Raw genomic sequence first — 13851 nt, forward strand, 5'->3', positions numbered from 1 at the left:
CCGCGACTGAGCTTACTCCCCGGCCGACGCGGCGCGCGCTTGGGGGGCGAGTGTCGCGATGCGATCCAGGACGCCGTTCACGAACGCCGGCGACTCGTCGGTGGACAGCTCCGTCGCCAGGGCGACCGCCTCGCTGATCACGACCGGGATGTCGACGTCACTCGCATACAGCAGTTCCCAGGTGGCCAGCCGCAGGATGGCCCGGTCGACGCCCGGGAGACGGTCGAACTTCCAGTTCTGCAGGCGCGCGCTGATCACGGCATCGATCTGTTCGCGGTTCGCGGTGACGCCGTCGACGATGGCGACGGCGTAACCGGTCATCTCGCCGACACTGTCGTCGGTGTCGAAGACCTCGCGCCGTTCGGTGACCAGGGTGGTCGCCGGAACGTCTTTCAGATCGGATTCGAACAGCAGGTCCACGGCACGGCGGCGTTGACGGTGCCGTCCGCGCGGTTCCCCGCCCTTGCCGTGCCCCGAGCGCGGCCGGCCGCGGTCAGCTGTTGACACGACCGAGGTAGCTGCCGTCGCGGGAGTCGATCTTCAGCTTGTCGCCGGTGTTGATGAACAGCGGGACCTGCACCTCGGTGCCGGTCTCCAGGGTCGCCGGCTTGGTGCCGCCGGTGGAGCGGTCGCCCTGCAGGCCGGGGTCGGTCTGGGTGACCTCGAGCTCGACGGTCACCGGCAGCTCGACCGACAGCGGCTTGCCCTCGTGAGTCGAGACCTGCACGGTCATGTTCTCCAGCAGGAAGCGGGCGCCGTCGCCGAGGGTCTCCGGGCTGATGGAGATCTGGTCGAAGGTGTCGCCGTCCATGAAGACGTAGTCGCTGCCGTCGTTGTACAGGTAGGTCATGTCGCGGCGGTCGACGGTCGCGGTCTCGACCTTGACGCCGGCGTTCCAGGTCTTGTCGACGATCTTGCCCGAGAGCACGTTCTTCATCTTGGTCCGCACGAAGGCGGGGCCCTTGCCCGGCTTGACGTGCTGGAACTCCAGGATCTGCCAGAGCTGGCCGTCGATGTTGAGGACCAGGCCGTTCTTGAAGTCGGCGGTCGAAGCCATGAATCGTCTCCTTGTTGAAATGCTTCGGGTCGGAAGCTGCTACAGGACGCGCAGCGTCCGCGATGTTCTCGTCAGCGACCGCGAGCCGGTGTCGGTGACCACCAGGGTGTCCTCGATCCGAACACCACCGCGGCCGGGAAGGTAGATCCCCGGCTCGACGGTGACGGTCGCGCCGCATGGCAGTGTACCGGTCGCCGTCGCGCCGATCCCCGGCGCTTCATGGATCTCCAGTCCCACTCCGTGACCGAGGCCGTGCACGTAGTTCTCGCCGTACCCGGCGTCGTCGATGATCGATCGTGCCGCCGCGTCGATCCCGGCGAGATCCGCACCGGCCGTCAGCGCCGCGCAGCCGGCCTCCTGCGCGGTGCGGACGATCTCGTAGATCTCCCGCTGCCAGTCGGCGGGTTCGCCCAGGACGAGCGTGCGGGTCATGTCGGAGTGGTAGCCGCCGGCGACGGCGCCGAAGTCGATCTTCACGAGGTCCCCGGCCGCCAGCACGGTGTCGGTCGGCCGATGGTGCGGAACGGCGGAGTTCGCGCCGGCGGCGACGATGGTCTCGAAGGCGACGGCTTCGGCGCCGCGTTCGAACATCGCCCATTCCAGGTCGCGGGCCACCTGGCGTTCGGTGCGGCCGGGGACGATTCGGCCGCCGTCGACCAGGGCGGCCAGGGCCTGATCGCCGATCGCGCAGGCCTGCTCCACCTGATCGAACTCACCGGCGTCCTTGACCTCGCGCAAGCGCTCGACGACGCCCCGGAGCGGCACCAGCTCGACGTCGGCCGCCGCGGCCCGCAGTGCTTCGAGGCCGGCGACGGTCACCGCATCGGCCTCGATCCCGACTCTGCGCAGGTGCCCCGCCCCGGCCACCAGCGCGGGTCCGGTGTCCCGCGCCAGGACGACGGGAAGGTCCGGCGCCTGGTCAGCGACCTGCGAGGTGTAGCGGCCGTCGGTCGCGATCACCGCCTCCGGCGTGTCGGCCGGATCCGCGGCGCCAGCGGCGATCAGCAGGGCACCGTTGCTGCCGGTGAATCCGCTCAGGTACCGCACGTTGACCAGGTCGGTCACCAGCAGAGCATCCACCCCGTCGGCGGCCAGCAGGGTCGCGAGGCGGGCGCGGCGCGCGGGGTGGTCGTAGATGACAGACATACCTCGATTGTTGTACACGTCTCACCCCGGGTAATCTTTCGGCCATGCATCAGTGGCTTGTGCGCGGAATCGTCATGTCGATCATCGTCATCGCGGTCCGCTTCGCGCTCGGCGAGTTCGTCAGCAACTTCCCCGAGGAGTCGCCGACCTACCGCACGCTCGCCCTGCTGATCGTCGTTCTGGTCGCCCTCATCTGGGGCGGCGTCGACGGTCTGTGGGACGCACGCAAGAACCCGGATCCCGACGACTACGAGGATCTGACCATGCGCTGGCTGAAGGCCGGCCTGTTCGCGGGCGTCGTCTCGTGCCTGGTCTGCTTCATCCTCGGCACCTACTGGCTGAAGGGCATGGGCCAGTCGTCGTTCTTCATCGATATGACCGCCGGCACCTCGTTCATCACGCTGCTGATCTACGTTCCGGCCTTCATCGGCGTCAGCGTCGGCCGCTACCTCATCCGCCGTGATCTGCGGAAGAAGGAACTGGCTGCGCAGGATGCCGCGGAACGCGCCGGGGACACCGGAGCACTGTCGACGTCGGGCACGACCGTGCCGGTCACGGCCGGTATCGACGGGTCGTCGGCGACCGGCGGCGCATCGAGTGCCGCCGCGAGCGGATCGGCCACCGCGACCGCGCTCGCCTACCGGCCGACCGAGACGATCGCCACCACCGCGGCCGCGGGTGGTGCGGCTGCCGGTGGTGCGGCTGCGGGCCGTTCCGCCAAGCGCGGACTCCGCGGTGCACGTCGCGGTAAGAAGTCGGCGACCGAGACGGCCGCCGTCGCGGCGACCACTGCGGCCGCCGGCAGCAGCGAGGCCTCCGGCTCGGTGGCGGTGCCGGCCGGTGCGCACCTTCCGCTGGCGGACCCGAATCAGGTGCCCGAGGGCTTCCCGATCAAGGGCAACGCCGATTCCGGCCTGTACCACACCCCCGAGTCGCCCTGGTACTCCCAGACGGTCGCCGAGATGTGGTTCGCCACCGAAGAGGCGGCACAGGCGGCGGGATACTCCCACCCCGAGCGCTGACCGTCCGGGTCTCAGCCGAGCAGCACTCCCCCGCTGCCGGCGGCACCGGCGACCGCCGAGTAGGCGGCGGCGATCAGTGACGGGTCCGGTGCCTCCAGACGGCCCGGCTTGGCGAGACCGTCGAGCACCACGAAGCGGAGCATGCCCGAGCGGTTCTTCTTGTCACCGGCCATGTACTTGAGCAGGTCGCCGAGCGCGTCCGGATCGTAGGTGGTCGGCAGACCGACCAGCTCCAGGATCCGCTTGTGCCGATCGGCGGTCTCGTCGTCGAGGCGGCCCGCCGCACGCGCCAGCTCGGCCGCGAAGACCATGCCGACGGCCACCGCCGCGCCGTGACGCCACTTGTACCGCTCGCGCCGCTCGATGGCGTGCCCGAGCGTGTGGCCGTAGTTGAGGATCTCGCGAAGCGACGACTCCTTCAGGTCCGCCGACACCACATCGGCTTTGACCTGCACCGACCGGCGGATCAGCTCCGGGAGCACGTCGCCGGTCGGATCCAGTGCGGCCTCCGGGTCCTGCTCGATGAGATCCAGGATCACCGGGTCGGCGATGAATCCGGTCTTGATGACCTCGGCCAGGCCGGCCACGATCTCGTTGCGCGGCACCGTCTCCAGGGTCGCCAGGTCGATGAGGACGGCGTCCGGCTCGTGGAAGGAACCGACGAGGTTCTTGCCGGCGTCGGTGTTGATGCCGGTCTTGCCGCCGACGGCCGCATCCACCATCGCCAGGAGCGTGGTCGGCACGTGGACGACACCGATACCGCGCATCCAGGTCGCGGCGGCGAATCCGGCGAGGTCGGTCGCGGCACCGCCGCCCAGGCTCACCACCTTGTCGTTGCGCATCATGCCGATCTGACCGAAGACGTCCCACAGGTACGCGGCGACCTGGAGCTCCTTGCCGGCCTCGGCATCGGGGATCTCGATGCGGTGGGCGTCGTAGCCGCGGTCGGACAGGAACTCACGGATCTGCTCCGCGGTCTCCTTCAGCGTCGGCTGGTAGACGATGGCGACGTGGTCGGCGCCGTCGAGCGCCTCGGCGAGATCGGTGAGCAGTCCGCGGCCGATCGTCACGTCGTAGGGATCGGTGGCGCGAACGGCGACCTTGACGGGATCGGTCATGCGGGGTCCTCCTCGGTACGGTGGGGCGACGGGCCGAGCCCGTCCAGGATGCGGGCGACGATCGTGTCGACCGGTGCGCCGGCGTCGACGGTCAGGGTGGCGACCGCGCGGTAGGCGGCGGTGCGGCCGGCGAGCAGTTCGGCGTACCGGCCGCGTGGATCGGGATGATCGAGGAGCGGACGGTCGGTGGCGGCCACGCGATCGAATCCGGTGTCCGGCGTGATCTCCAGATACACGACGGGGAGACCGGTCAGCGCCTCGGCGATTCCGGGGACCGTCACCGAGCCCCCGCCGAGTGCGACCACCCCGTCGTGGCCGGTCAGCACATCGGTGACCACGGTGCGCTCCAGCGCCCGGAAGGCCGGTTCGCCGTCGGTGGCGAAGATCTCCGGAATCGTGCGGCCGGTGCGCCGCTCGATCTCGGCGTCGGTGTCGATGAAGTCGACGTCCAGGGCGTCAGACAGTGCCCGGCCGACGGTGGACTTGCCGGATCCCATGAACCCGGTCAGGACGACGCGCGGTGCGGCGTTCATCCACGCGGCGGCCGCTGGCCGACGGCCGTGACATAGGAGGCGAAGTTCGATGCGGTCTCGGCGACCGAGTCGCCGCCGAACTTGTCCAACGCCGCCTGTGCGACGACCAGTGCCACCATGGCCTCGGCCACGACGCCCGCGGCGGGCACCGCGCAGACGTCGGACCGCTGGTGGATGGCGCTGGCGGGCTCGCCGGTCGTCATGTCGACCGTCGACAGGGCGCGCGGCACGGTCGAGATGGGCTTCATCGCGATCCGGACTCGCAGGTCCTCGCCGTTGGTCATGCCGCCCTCCAGGCCGCCGGCCCGGTTGGTCGAGCGCTCGATGCCGTCGGGACCGGGAACGATCTCGTCGTGGGCCTCGCTGCCGCGGCGACGTGCGGTGGTGAAGCCGTCGCCGACCTCCACTCCCTTGATCGCCTGGATGCCCATGAGGGCACCGGCGAGCCGGGCGTCGAGCCGGGTCTCCCCCGACACGTGCGAGCCGAGGCCGATCGGCAGGCCGGTCGCGATGATCTCGACGACGCCGCCCAGGGTGTCGCCGTCGCGTTTGGCGGCCTCGATCTCCTCGATCATGGACGCTTCGGCGTCCTTGCCGAAGGCCCGGACCGGACTCTCGTCGATGGCGGCCAGGTCGCTGTAGCGCGGCGCCGGGCCCTCGTACGGAGTGCTGGGGCCGATGGAGACGACGTGCGAGAGGACCTCGATACCGAACACCTGGCGCAGCAGATTGCGTGCGACGGTGCCGGCGGCGACGCGCGCCGCGGTCTCCCGCGCACTGGAGCGTTCGAGCACCGGACGGGCGTCGTCGAATCCGTACTTGAGCATGCCCGAGTAGTCGGCGTGGCCGGGGCGCGGCCGCGACAGGGGCGCGTTGCGTGCGCTGCCCGCCAGTTCGGCGGCGTCGACCGGGTCGGGTGACATCACCTGTTCCCACTTGGGCCATTCGGTGTTGCCGATCTCGATGGCGATCGGGCTGCCGAGAGTCAGGCCGTGGCGGAAGCCGCCCAGCATGGTCACCTCGTCGGCTTCGAACTTCATGCGCGCGCCGCGGCCGTAGCCGAGACGGCGACGCGCGAGCTGTTCAGCGATATCGGACGAGGTCACCTCGACCCCGGCCACCATGCCCTCGACCATGGCGATCAGGGCGCGACCGTGGGATTCTCCAGCAGTACTCCAGCGCAACACGCCGTCGATTCTTCCAGACGCCCGTCCCGAGTCCCGCATCGCCCGACCGTCAGCCGAGCAGGTCCCGCCAGGGCCAGGTCCCGGCGAGGACGGCGACGCTCACCACAGCGGTCACCAGGGCGGGACCGTGCGGCATCCGGCGGCGCCGGGTCAGCACTCCGGCGACGGCGGCCAGGACGCTCGCCAGCAGCACCGTGACGAGTGCCGCGGGGACGGTGGCGACCAGGGCGCCGCAGACGCCGGCCAGCTTCACATCACCCCCGCCGCAGGCCCGGAGACCGTATCCCACCAGGTACGGGACAGCCGCCGCGAGCGCTGCGAGTCCCGCCGAGGGCGTACCGGCGGTCACGAGGACCGCGACCGCGAGCAGGGGCGCCATGAGTGTCTTCGGGAGCCGCCCGGTCCGGCGATCGGTCTCGGCGAGCAGGATCAGCCAGGCGCACACCAGGATCGTCATGACGTCCAGGATCGGCCGCCGGCGCTCCGGTCGCGGGCCCTCGTCCCCAGGCGCGTCCGAGCCGGTCCACAGACACCTCTCCGGACCGCCGAAGCCCGATCGGCCGGCGGTCAGTGATCGGCGGTCAATGCGGCGGCCATCGCCGCGCGCGGGGCCGGCAGGCCGGTGAACTGCTCGACCTGGCTGTACGCCTGATTCAGCAGCATGACGAGGCCGCCGACGACGGTTCCCCCCGCGTCCTGGACCGCCGCCGCGAGAGGCGTCGGCCAGGGGTCGTAGATGACGTCGATCAGTCGCGCCGACGGTGCGACCGGCGCCGCCAGCGACACTGCGGCGCCCGCCGGGACGGTCGAGACGCACACCGCCGCCTCCCGGCATTCCGCCTCGATCGCCTCGGCGTCGTCGAACGCCACATGCCAGGCGGTCGTCTCGAGCCGGTCGGCCAGGTCGAGGACGTCGCGGGCCCGATCGGCGCTGCGCGCCACCACGGCGATGTCGGTGATGCCGCGGTCGGCGAGAGCGGCCACCGTGGGCAGCGCGGTCCCGCCGGCACCGATCACCACCGCACGGTCCGCTCCCGCCGGCACACCGGCGGCGTCGAGTGCCGCGGCCATGCCGTCGACGTCCGTGCAGTCCGCACGCCAGCCCCCGTCCGGCAGCCGGACCAGAGTGTTGGCCGACCCGATCAGTTCGGCCCGTGCCGTCCGCTCGTCGGCCACCTCGAGAGCCGCCGGCTTTCCCGGCATGGTGACCGAGAAACCGACCCATTCGGGGCCGGCACCCCGCACCAGGGGCGGCAGCTGCTCGGCGGTGGTGTCGATGGCCTCGTACGTCCAGCCGGTCAGGCCGAGCGCCGCATACGCGGCCCGGTGCAGGTCCGGCGATCGCGAATGCGACACCGGCGAGCCGAGCACCGCGGCTCTGCGCGGCGACGACATCAGTTGCAGCCGGTGGTCAGCAGCTTGTTGTCGCAGGCCTTCTGACGGTTCTGCTTGTGCTGCGCGAAGGTGTTGGCGAACAGCGTCGTTCCGTCCTTGTCGACGGTCACGAAGTACAGCCACTTGCCGTCGGCCGGGTTCTCGGTGGCCTCGAGCGCCTTTTCACCGATCGCTCCGATCGGCGTCGCCGGAAGACCTTCCTTCTGGTAGGTGTTCCACGGGTTCTCGTCCTCGTAGTCCTTGCCCTTGACGTCGATGTCGGTGATGCCGGCGGTGTAGTTGACCGTCGAATCCATCTCCAGACGCTGGTCCTTGGCCATCCGGTTGAGGATGACGCGTGCGACCTTCGGGTAGTCGTCGGGCTGGCTGACCTCGCGCTCCACGATGGAGGCGACCACCAGGGTGTCGTACGGGAGCAGGCCGGACGAGTTCTCGTTCAGCACACCCCACTGCTCGAATCGGGCGGTGGACCGGCTGATCAGCGTCTTCAGCAGCTCCTTGGCGCCCAGACGCGGATCGATGTCCTCCCAGGCGCCCGACGCGATCAGTCCTTCGATCCGTCGATGGTCGCCGGTGAGCTTCTCGACCGGCGCCTTCGCCCATTCGGGGACACCGAGCTCGTCGGCGGGCGTCTTCGCGGCGACGTCGTCGAGGTCCTTGACCGTGACCCCGTACTTCTTGCCGTCGGCTTCGAACGTGGTGGCTTCCTGCAGCATCTCGAAGATGCCGGGCGTGGTCTTGCCGTCGACGCCCTTCTTCGAGTCCAGCTGCAGGCCCTCCGGGATCACGATGCGGCCGACGCGATGCTCGTCACCCTGCATCATCTGCACGGCGGTGCTGGCCTTGATGCCCTTCGGCAGCTCGTAGTAGCCCGCGGACAGCGACTGGTCGTTGCCGGCGGCCTTCACGAAGGCCGCCGAACTGCCCACGACGCCGGCGTCGGCGAGCACGGTGCCGAACTGGGTGATCGACGCGCCGTCCGGGATCTCGACGAGCGTGGTCTGTCCGCCGGTGGCGCTGTCGAAGTCCTTGCCGGACGACGGCAGCCAGCCCTTGATGGTCGACCGTCCCAGGAAACCGAGGATGCCGACGACGATGATCGCGACGAGTGCCGCGACCAGCCACTTGCGCAGCCCCTTGCTCTTCCGTGCGGGCGGCGCGGCATCGGCGTGGACCTGGTGGTCGGCGACGGCGGCGGCACCCACCGCGGCGGTGGCGGCACCGGCGTCGACGGCTTCATGCCGTCCGTGGAAGTGTTCGCCCAGCTCGTGAGCCTCCCGGCTCGCAGCGTGGCCGAACTGCCCGGCCTCGTGGGCGGCCTCATGCCCGAGATGGGTGGCCTCGTCGCGGACCTCACCGGCCGCATGCCGGATCCGGTCGCCGAATCCCGGCGCCGCGGGTGCCTGCGGCGCGGCCGGTGCCGGCGTCGCGGGCACCGGGGTGGTCGAGACCGCCTCGGCGCCGAGAACCGGTGCGGCGGGCGGGGCGACCGGGGGCTGGGAGGCGACCGGCGTGGTCACCGCCTCCGCTGCCGGAGGCACCGGGGGTGCGGCGGGCCGAACCGGCTCGGGTGCCGGCGCGGACGCGTACCGGATCTCCAGGTACGGGCTCGACGAGGGACGGGGAGGCGGGATCTCACCGCCGCCGACCACCGGAACGCTGCCGGTCGTCGAGGGATCGCCGGGTGCCCGGTAGTGCCGGGGAACTCCGGCGGACGCGGCCGGGTCCGGCTGTGGCGCGTCGTCGCGAGGCAACCCCTCGTCGGGGGTGCGCGATCGATCTTCGTCGGTCACTGGCCTGTTACCTTCCGCTCCGTTGCAGATCCAACCATCCTTGCAGGATAGTCACAGCTGCGGCCTGATCGATGACGGCACGCGCAGTCCGGGACTTCCGGCCGCTCTCCCGCAGGGCGGCCGCGGCCGTCACCGTGGTGAGGCGTTCGTCGTGGTAGATCACCGGGACGGGAGCGATCGCCGCCTCGACACGCGCGCCGAAGTCCTTGGCGGCCGCGACGGCGGCGCCTTCGGTGTTGCGCAGGGTCCGGGGCAGTCCGATGATCACGCCGACGGCCTCGTATTCGGCGACGATCTCCGCGATGCGGCGCACGTCGCCGTCATCGGTGGTGCGGTGCACGGTCTCGACCGGCGTCGCGAGGATGCCGTCCGGGTCGCATTGCGCCACGCCGACACGCACGCTGCCGACGTCGATCGCCACTCGGCGCCCCCGCGGTGTGATCACCGGGTCAGCCCTGCTCCTGCGCGAGCTCGCGCACCCGGCGCAAGGCCGCGTCGATACCGGCCGCGTCGGTACCCGAGCCCTGGGCGAGGTCGGGCTTGCCGCCGCCGCGCCCGGACACCAGCGGAGCGATCTCCTTGACCACGTCTCCGGCTTTGATCCCGCGGCCGCGGGCGGCGTCGGTGGTGGCGACCACGAACGGCACCTTGCCGTCGGCGGACGAGAACAGCACCACCAGCGCATCGGTGTCGGCGACCCTGCCCCGCAACTCGGTGGCCAGGCCGCGCAGACCGTTGGCGTCGATGCCGTCGGCCACCCGGCCGGCGACGATCCGGGTTCCGCCGACCGTCTCGGCATCGTCGACGAGTCCGCTGACGGCCGCCCGCGCCTGATCGGCGCGCACCGCCTCGAGGGCCTTCTCGGCGTCCCGCAGTCGGGTCACCAGCTGCTCGACCCGGTCCGGAACCTGGTCGGACGGCACCTTCAGGGTGGACGCCAGGCCGGCGAGCAGGGCCCGTTCCTTGGACAGGTAACGCAGCGAGTCCATGCCGACGTAGGCCTCGACGCGACGGACGCCGGAGCCGACCGAGGACTCGCCGATCAGCGTGACCGGCCCGATCTGGGCCGAGCTGCCGACATGCGTGCCGCCGCACAGCTCCATGGAGAACGGGCCGCCGATCTCGACGACGCGGACCTGGTCGCCGTAGTTCTCGCCGAACAGGGCGAGAGCGCCCATCTCCTTGGCCTTCGCCAGGTCGGTCTCGAAGGTGTTGACGGTGTAGTTGGCCTCCACCGCCTCGTTGCTGATGCGTTCGATCTCCTCGCGCTGGGCGTCGGTGAGCGCCGCACCGGAGTGGAAGTCGAAGCGCAGGTAGCCGGGACGGTTCAGTGAACCGGCCTGGGTGGCGGTGGGCCCGAGCACCTGGCGCAGGGCGGCGTGCACCAGATGGGTGCCGGAGTGACCCTGGGTCGCGCCGTGCCGGTAGCCGGCGTCGACGGCGGCCAGGACCTCGTCGCCCTCGACGATCTCGCCTTCGTCGACGACCACTCGGTGCAGCCACACCTGCTTGTTGAGGCGCTGCACGTCCTTCACGTTCAGGCGGACACCCGAGCCGGTCGAGATGGTGCCCAGGTCGGCCGTCTGCCCACCCGATTCCGCGTACAGCGGGGTGCGATCGAGGATCACCTCGAGTTCGGTGCCGGGGGCGGCCGAACGGACCCGCTCGCCACCGGACACCAGACCGAGCACGCGCGCCTCGGAGACCAGTTCGTCGTAGCCGGTGAACTCGGTGGGGCCGCGGTCGAGGAAGTCGCGGTAGACCGACAGGTCGGCGTGACCGGACTTGCGGGCGGTGGCATCCGCCTTGGCACGGCTGCGCTGCTCCGCCATCAGGGTGGTGAAGCCGTCGCGGTCCACCTCCAGGCCGGCCTCCGACGCCATCTCCAGGGTGAGGTCGATCGGGAACCCGTAGGTGTCGTGGAGGGTGAAGGCGTCGTCCCCGCTGATCCGGGTGCGTCCCTGCGCCTTGGTGGTCGCGGCGGCATCGGCGAACAGCTTCGATCCCGATTCGAGGGTCTTGCCGAAGCTGGTCTCCTCGGCGACCGCCACCGAGACGATGTGGTCGTGCTGTTCGGCGAGTTCCGGATACGCCGGGCTCATGATGTCGATGACCTTCTCGACGATCTGCTTCATGGTGGGTTGGGTGGCGCCGAGCAGCCGCATCGAGCGCACCACGCGGCGCAGCAGGCGCCGCAGCACGTAACCGCGGCCGTCGTTGCCGGGCACCACGCCGTCGCCGATCAGCATGACGGCGGTGCGCGAGTGGTCGGCGATCACGCGGAAGCGGACGTCGTCCTCCTTGTTGCCGGCCGCATAGTCGCGGCCGCTCAACTGCGAGGCGAGGTCGATGACCGGCTTGAGCAGATCGGTCTCGTAGACGTTGTCGACGCCCTGCAGGATGCAGGCCACCCGCTCGATGCCCATGCCGGTGTCGATGTTCTTCTTGGGCAGCGGACCGAGGATCTCGTAGTCGTCCTTGCTGGTGCCCTCGCCGCGCTCGTTCTGCATGAACACGAGGTTCCAGATCTCGATGTACCGGTCCTCGTCGACCTCCGGCCCGCCTTCGACGCCGTACTCCGGGCCACGGTCGTAGAAGATCTCCGAGCACGGGCCGCAGGGGCCGGGAACGCCCATCGACCAGTAGTTGTCCTTCATGCCGCGACGCTGGATGCGCTCGGACGGCACGCCGATCTCGTCACGCCAGATGGCTTCGGCCTCGTCGTCGTCGACGAAGACGGTCGGCCACAGCCGCTCCGGGTCGATGCCGTAGCCGCCCTCGTCCACCGGGTCGGTCAGCAACGACCACGCGAAGGCGATGGCCTCGCGCTTGAAGTAGTCGCCGAACGAGAAATTGCCGGCCATCTGGAAGAACGTGTTGTGGCGGGTGGTGATGCCCACCTCGTCGATGTCGAGCGTGCGCACGCACTTCTGGACGCTGGTCGCCCGCGTGTACGGCGGGGTCTGGTCGCCCAGGAAGTAGGGCTTGAACGGCACCATTCCCGCGTTGACGAACAGCAGGTTCGGGTCGTCCAGGATCAGCGAGGCGCTGGGCACCTCGGTGTGTCCGGCCCGGATGAAGTGATCCAGGAACCGTTTCCGGATTTCATGCGTCTGCACTGCTGTGTCGTCCTCGAGAGTCACGAATGATGCGTTGTACGGCGACGGCGTCGCTCACGGCCTTCTAGCCTACCGGCGCAGGCCGCCGCCGCGGACTCCGGAGTCGGTCAGCGGTTCCGCTCGCCCCGGCCCTGTCCCCGGATGATGTTCCGGAGGCGGCCGACGCGCGGCGCCAGTTCGCGTTCGAACCCGTGGTCGGTGGGTTCGTAGTAGTCGCGGCCGACGAGCGGGTCGGGCGGATACTGCTGCGCGACGACACCCCCGGGATCCTCGTGCGGGTAGCGGTAGCCGATCGCGTTGCCCAGCTTCTCGGATCCGGCGTAGTGCCCGTCACGCAGGTGGGACGGCACGTCGCCGATCCGGCCGGCGGCCACGTCGGCCATGGCCTCGCTGATGGCGGCGACCACTCCCGGCGATTTGGGGGCGGTCGCCAGATGAATGGTCGCCTGGGTCAGTGCCAGCCGTGCTTCCGGCATACCGACCAGCTGCACCACCTGCGCCGCGGCGACCGCGGTCTGCAACGCGGTCGGATCGGCCATGCCGATGTCTTCGCTCGCATGGATCATCAGCCGGCGGGCGATGAAGCGGGGGTCCTCCCCCGCGGTGATCATCCGCGCCAGATAGTGCAGCGCGGCGTCGACGTCGCTGCCGCGGATCGACTTGATGAACGCGCTGATCACGTCGTAGTGCTGGTCGCCGTCCCGGTCGTACCGGACGGCCGCCCGGTCGATGGCGGCCTCGACGTCGGCGACCTCGATCTCCGGCACCTGGTCCGGGTCGGCGTCGGTGAGTACCCCGTCCGCGGTCGCCTCCAGGGCGGTGAGGGCGCGACGGGCATCGCCGCCGGCGACCGCGACCAGGTGGTCCATCGCCTCCGGGGACAGGGTGACGCGCCCGCCGAGGCCGCGCGGATCGTCCACGGCGCGTTGCACGACGGTCGCGATGTCCTCGTCGGTGAGCGACCGCAGCTGCAGGACCAGCGACCGGGACAGCAGCGGTGCGACGACGGAGAACGACGGGTTCTCGGTGGTCGCGGCCACCAGCAGCACGATCCGGTTCTCCACGGCGTCGAGCAGCGCGTCCTGCTGGGTCTTGGAGAAGCGGTGGACCTCGTCGATGAACAGCACGGTCTGCTGGCCTTGCGCCTGCCGGCGGCGGGCCAGATCGATCACCGCCCGCACCTCTTTGACGCCGGCGGACAGTGCCGACAACGCCTCGAAGCGCCCACCGGTGGCGTTGCTGATCAGCGACGCCATGGTCGTCTTCCCGGTGCCGGGCGGACCGTAGAGCATGACCGACGAGGCGCCGGATCCTTCGATCAGTCGCCGCAGCGGTGAGCGGTCACCGAGCAGATGCGACTGGCCGACGATCTCGTCCAGGGACTGCGGCCGCATCCGAACGGCCAGTGGACGGTCCGCGCGGCCCTGATCGGCCGGCGGCTGCGCCGCCGCGTCGGGGTCGGGGAACAGTCCGTCGGTCAT

13 protein-coding genes are annotated in these 13851 nt (G+C 70.4%); 1 reads left to right on the forward strand and 12 read right to left on the reverse strand.

Translation table 11 applies throughout. The annotated features are described in order from the left end of the window. Positions 1-12: 12 nt before the first annotated feature. Genes nusB through QM774_RS04805 form a run of 3 tightly spaced genes read right to left on the reverse strand, consistent with a single transcriptional unit; the run spans position 13 to position 2203 of the window. Positions 13-507 carry a transcription antitermination factor NusB gene (nusB, locus tag QM774_RS04795; protein WP_414974793.1) on the reverse strand — a complete coding sequence of 165 codons (495 nt, stop codon included), beginning with the start codon at positions 505-507 and terminating at the stop codon, positions 13-15. Further along, the gene (efp, locus tag QM774_RS04800) at positions 494-1057 is read right to left on the reverse strand and encodes an elongation factor P (protein ID WP_414974794.1); all 564 of its coding nucleotides are present in this window, start codon (positions 1055-1057) and stop codon (positions 494-496) included. The genes nusB and efp overlap by 14 nt, the downstream gene beginning before the upstream one ends. Before the next feature lie 39 nt (positions 1058-1096). Beyond that, positions 1097-2203 (reverse strand): M24 family metallopeptidase, encoded by a 1107-nt coding sequence (locus QM774_RS04805; protein WP_414974795.1) that lies wholly within the window; start codon positions 2201-2203, stop codon positions 1097-1099. A 44-nt stretch (positions 2204-2247) separates the two neighbouring features. Between QM774_RS04805 and QM774_RS04810 the strand changes: the two genes are divergently transcribed. Beyond that, positions 2248-3225, forward strand: a complete 978-nt coding sequence (locus QM774_RS04810) for a B-4DMT family transporter (RefSeq protein WP_414974796.1) — start codon at positions 2248-2250, stop codon at positions 3223-3225. Positions 3226-3236: 11 nt separating this feature from the next. On the opposite strand, the gene aroB is transcribed toward QM774_RS04810, so the two are convergent. The 9 genes from aroB to QM774_RS04855 all read right to left on the reverse strand — a co-directional run bounded on the left by aroB (position 3237) and on the right by QM774_RS04855 (position 13851). Then, on the reverse strand, positions 3237-4343 hold the full coding sequence (aroB, locus tag QM774_RS04815) for a 3-dehydroquinate synthase (protein WP_414974797.1): 1107 nt from the start codon (positions 4341-4343) through the stop codon (positions 3237-3239). Beyond that, complete coding sequence (locus QM774_RS04820) at positions 4340-4876, reverse strand: shikimate kinase (RefSeq protein WP_414974798.1); 537 nt, start codon at positions 4874-4876, stop codon at positions 4340-4342. Before QM774_RS04820 ends, aroB begins: the two co-directional genes overlap by 4 nt. Continuing rightward, a complete protein-coding gene (gene aroC, locus QM774_RS04825) occupies positions 4873-6063 on the reverse strand; it encodes a chorismate synthase (protein ID WP_414974799.1) in 1191 nt (396 codons plus the stop codon). The genes QM774_RS04820 and aroC overlap by 4 nt, the downstream gene beginning before the upstream one ends. 49 nt (positions 6064-6112) lie before the next feature. Then, a complete protein-coding gene (locus QM774_RS04830) occupies positions 6113-6520 on the reverse strand; it encodes a prepilin peptidase (protein ID WP_414974800.1) in 408 nt (135 codons plus the stop codon). A gap of 110 nt (positions 6521-6630) precedes the next feature. Then, positions 6631-7458 carry a shikimate dehydrogenase gene (locus QM774_RS04835; RefSeq protein WP_414974801.1) on the reverse strand — a complete coding sequence of 276 codons (828 nt, stop codon included), beginning with the start codon at positions 7456-7458 and terminating at the stop codon, positions 6631-6633. Continuing rightward, entirely contained in the window at positions 7458-9251 is a 1794-nt protein-coding gene (mltG, locus tag QM774_RS04840; protein WP_414974802.1) for an endolytic transglycosylase MltG, read from the reverse strand. The genes QM774_RS04835 and mltG overlap by 1 nt, the downstream gene beginning before the upstream one ends. Before the next feature lie 7 nt (positions 9252-9258). After that, positions 9259-9696 (reverse strand): Holliday junction resolvase RuvX, encoded by a 438-nt coding sequence (ruvX, locus tag QM774_RS04845; RefSeq protein WP_414974803.1) that lies wholly within the window; start codon positions 9694-9696, stop codon positions 9259-9261. Positions 9697-9700: 4 nt separating this feature from the next. Beyond that, positions 9701-12370, reverse strand: coding sequence for an alanine--tRNA ligase (alaS, locus tag QM774_RS04850; protein ID WP_414974804.1), 2670 nt, complete (start codon positions 12368-12370; stop codon positions 9701-9703). Between the two features lie 107 nt (positions 12371-12477). Then, a complete protein-coding gene (locus QM774_RS04855) occupies positions 12478-13851 on the reverse strand; it encodes a replication-associated recombination protein A (protein WP_414974805.1) in 1374 nt (457 codons plus the stop codon).

Origin of the sequence: Gordonia sp. (in: high G+C Gram-positive bacteria) (genome assembly GCF_047600565.1) — a bacterium.
GTDB lineage: Bacteria > Actinomycetota > Actinomycetes > Mycobacteriales > Mycobacteriaceae > Gordonia.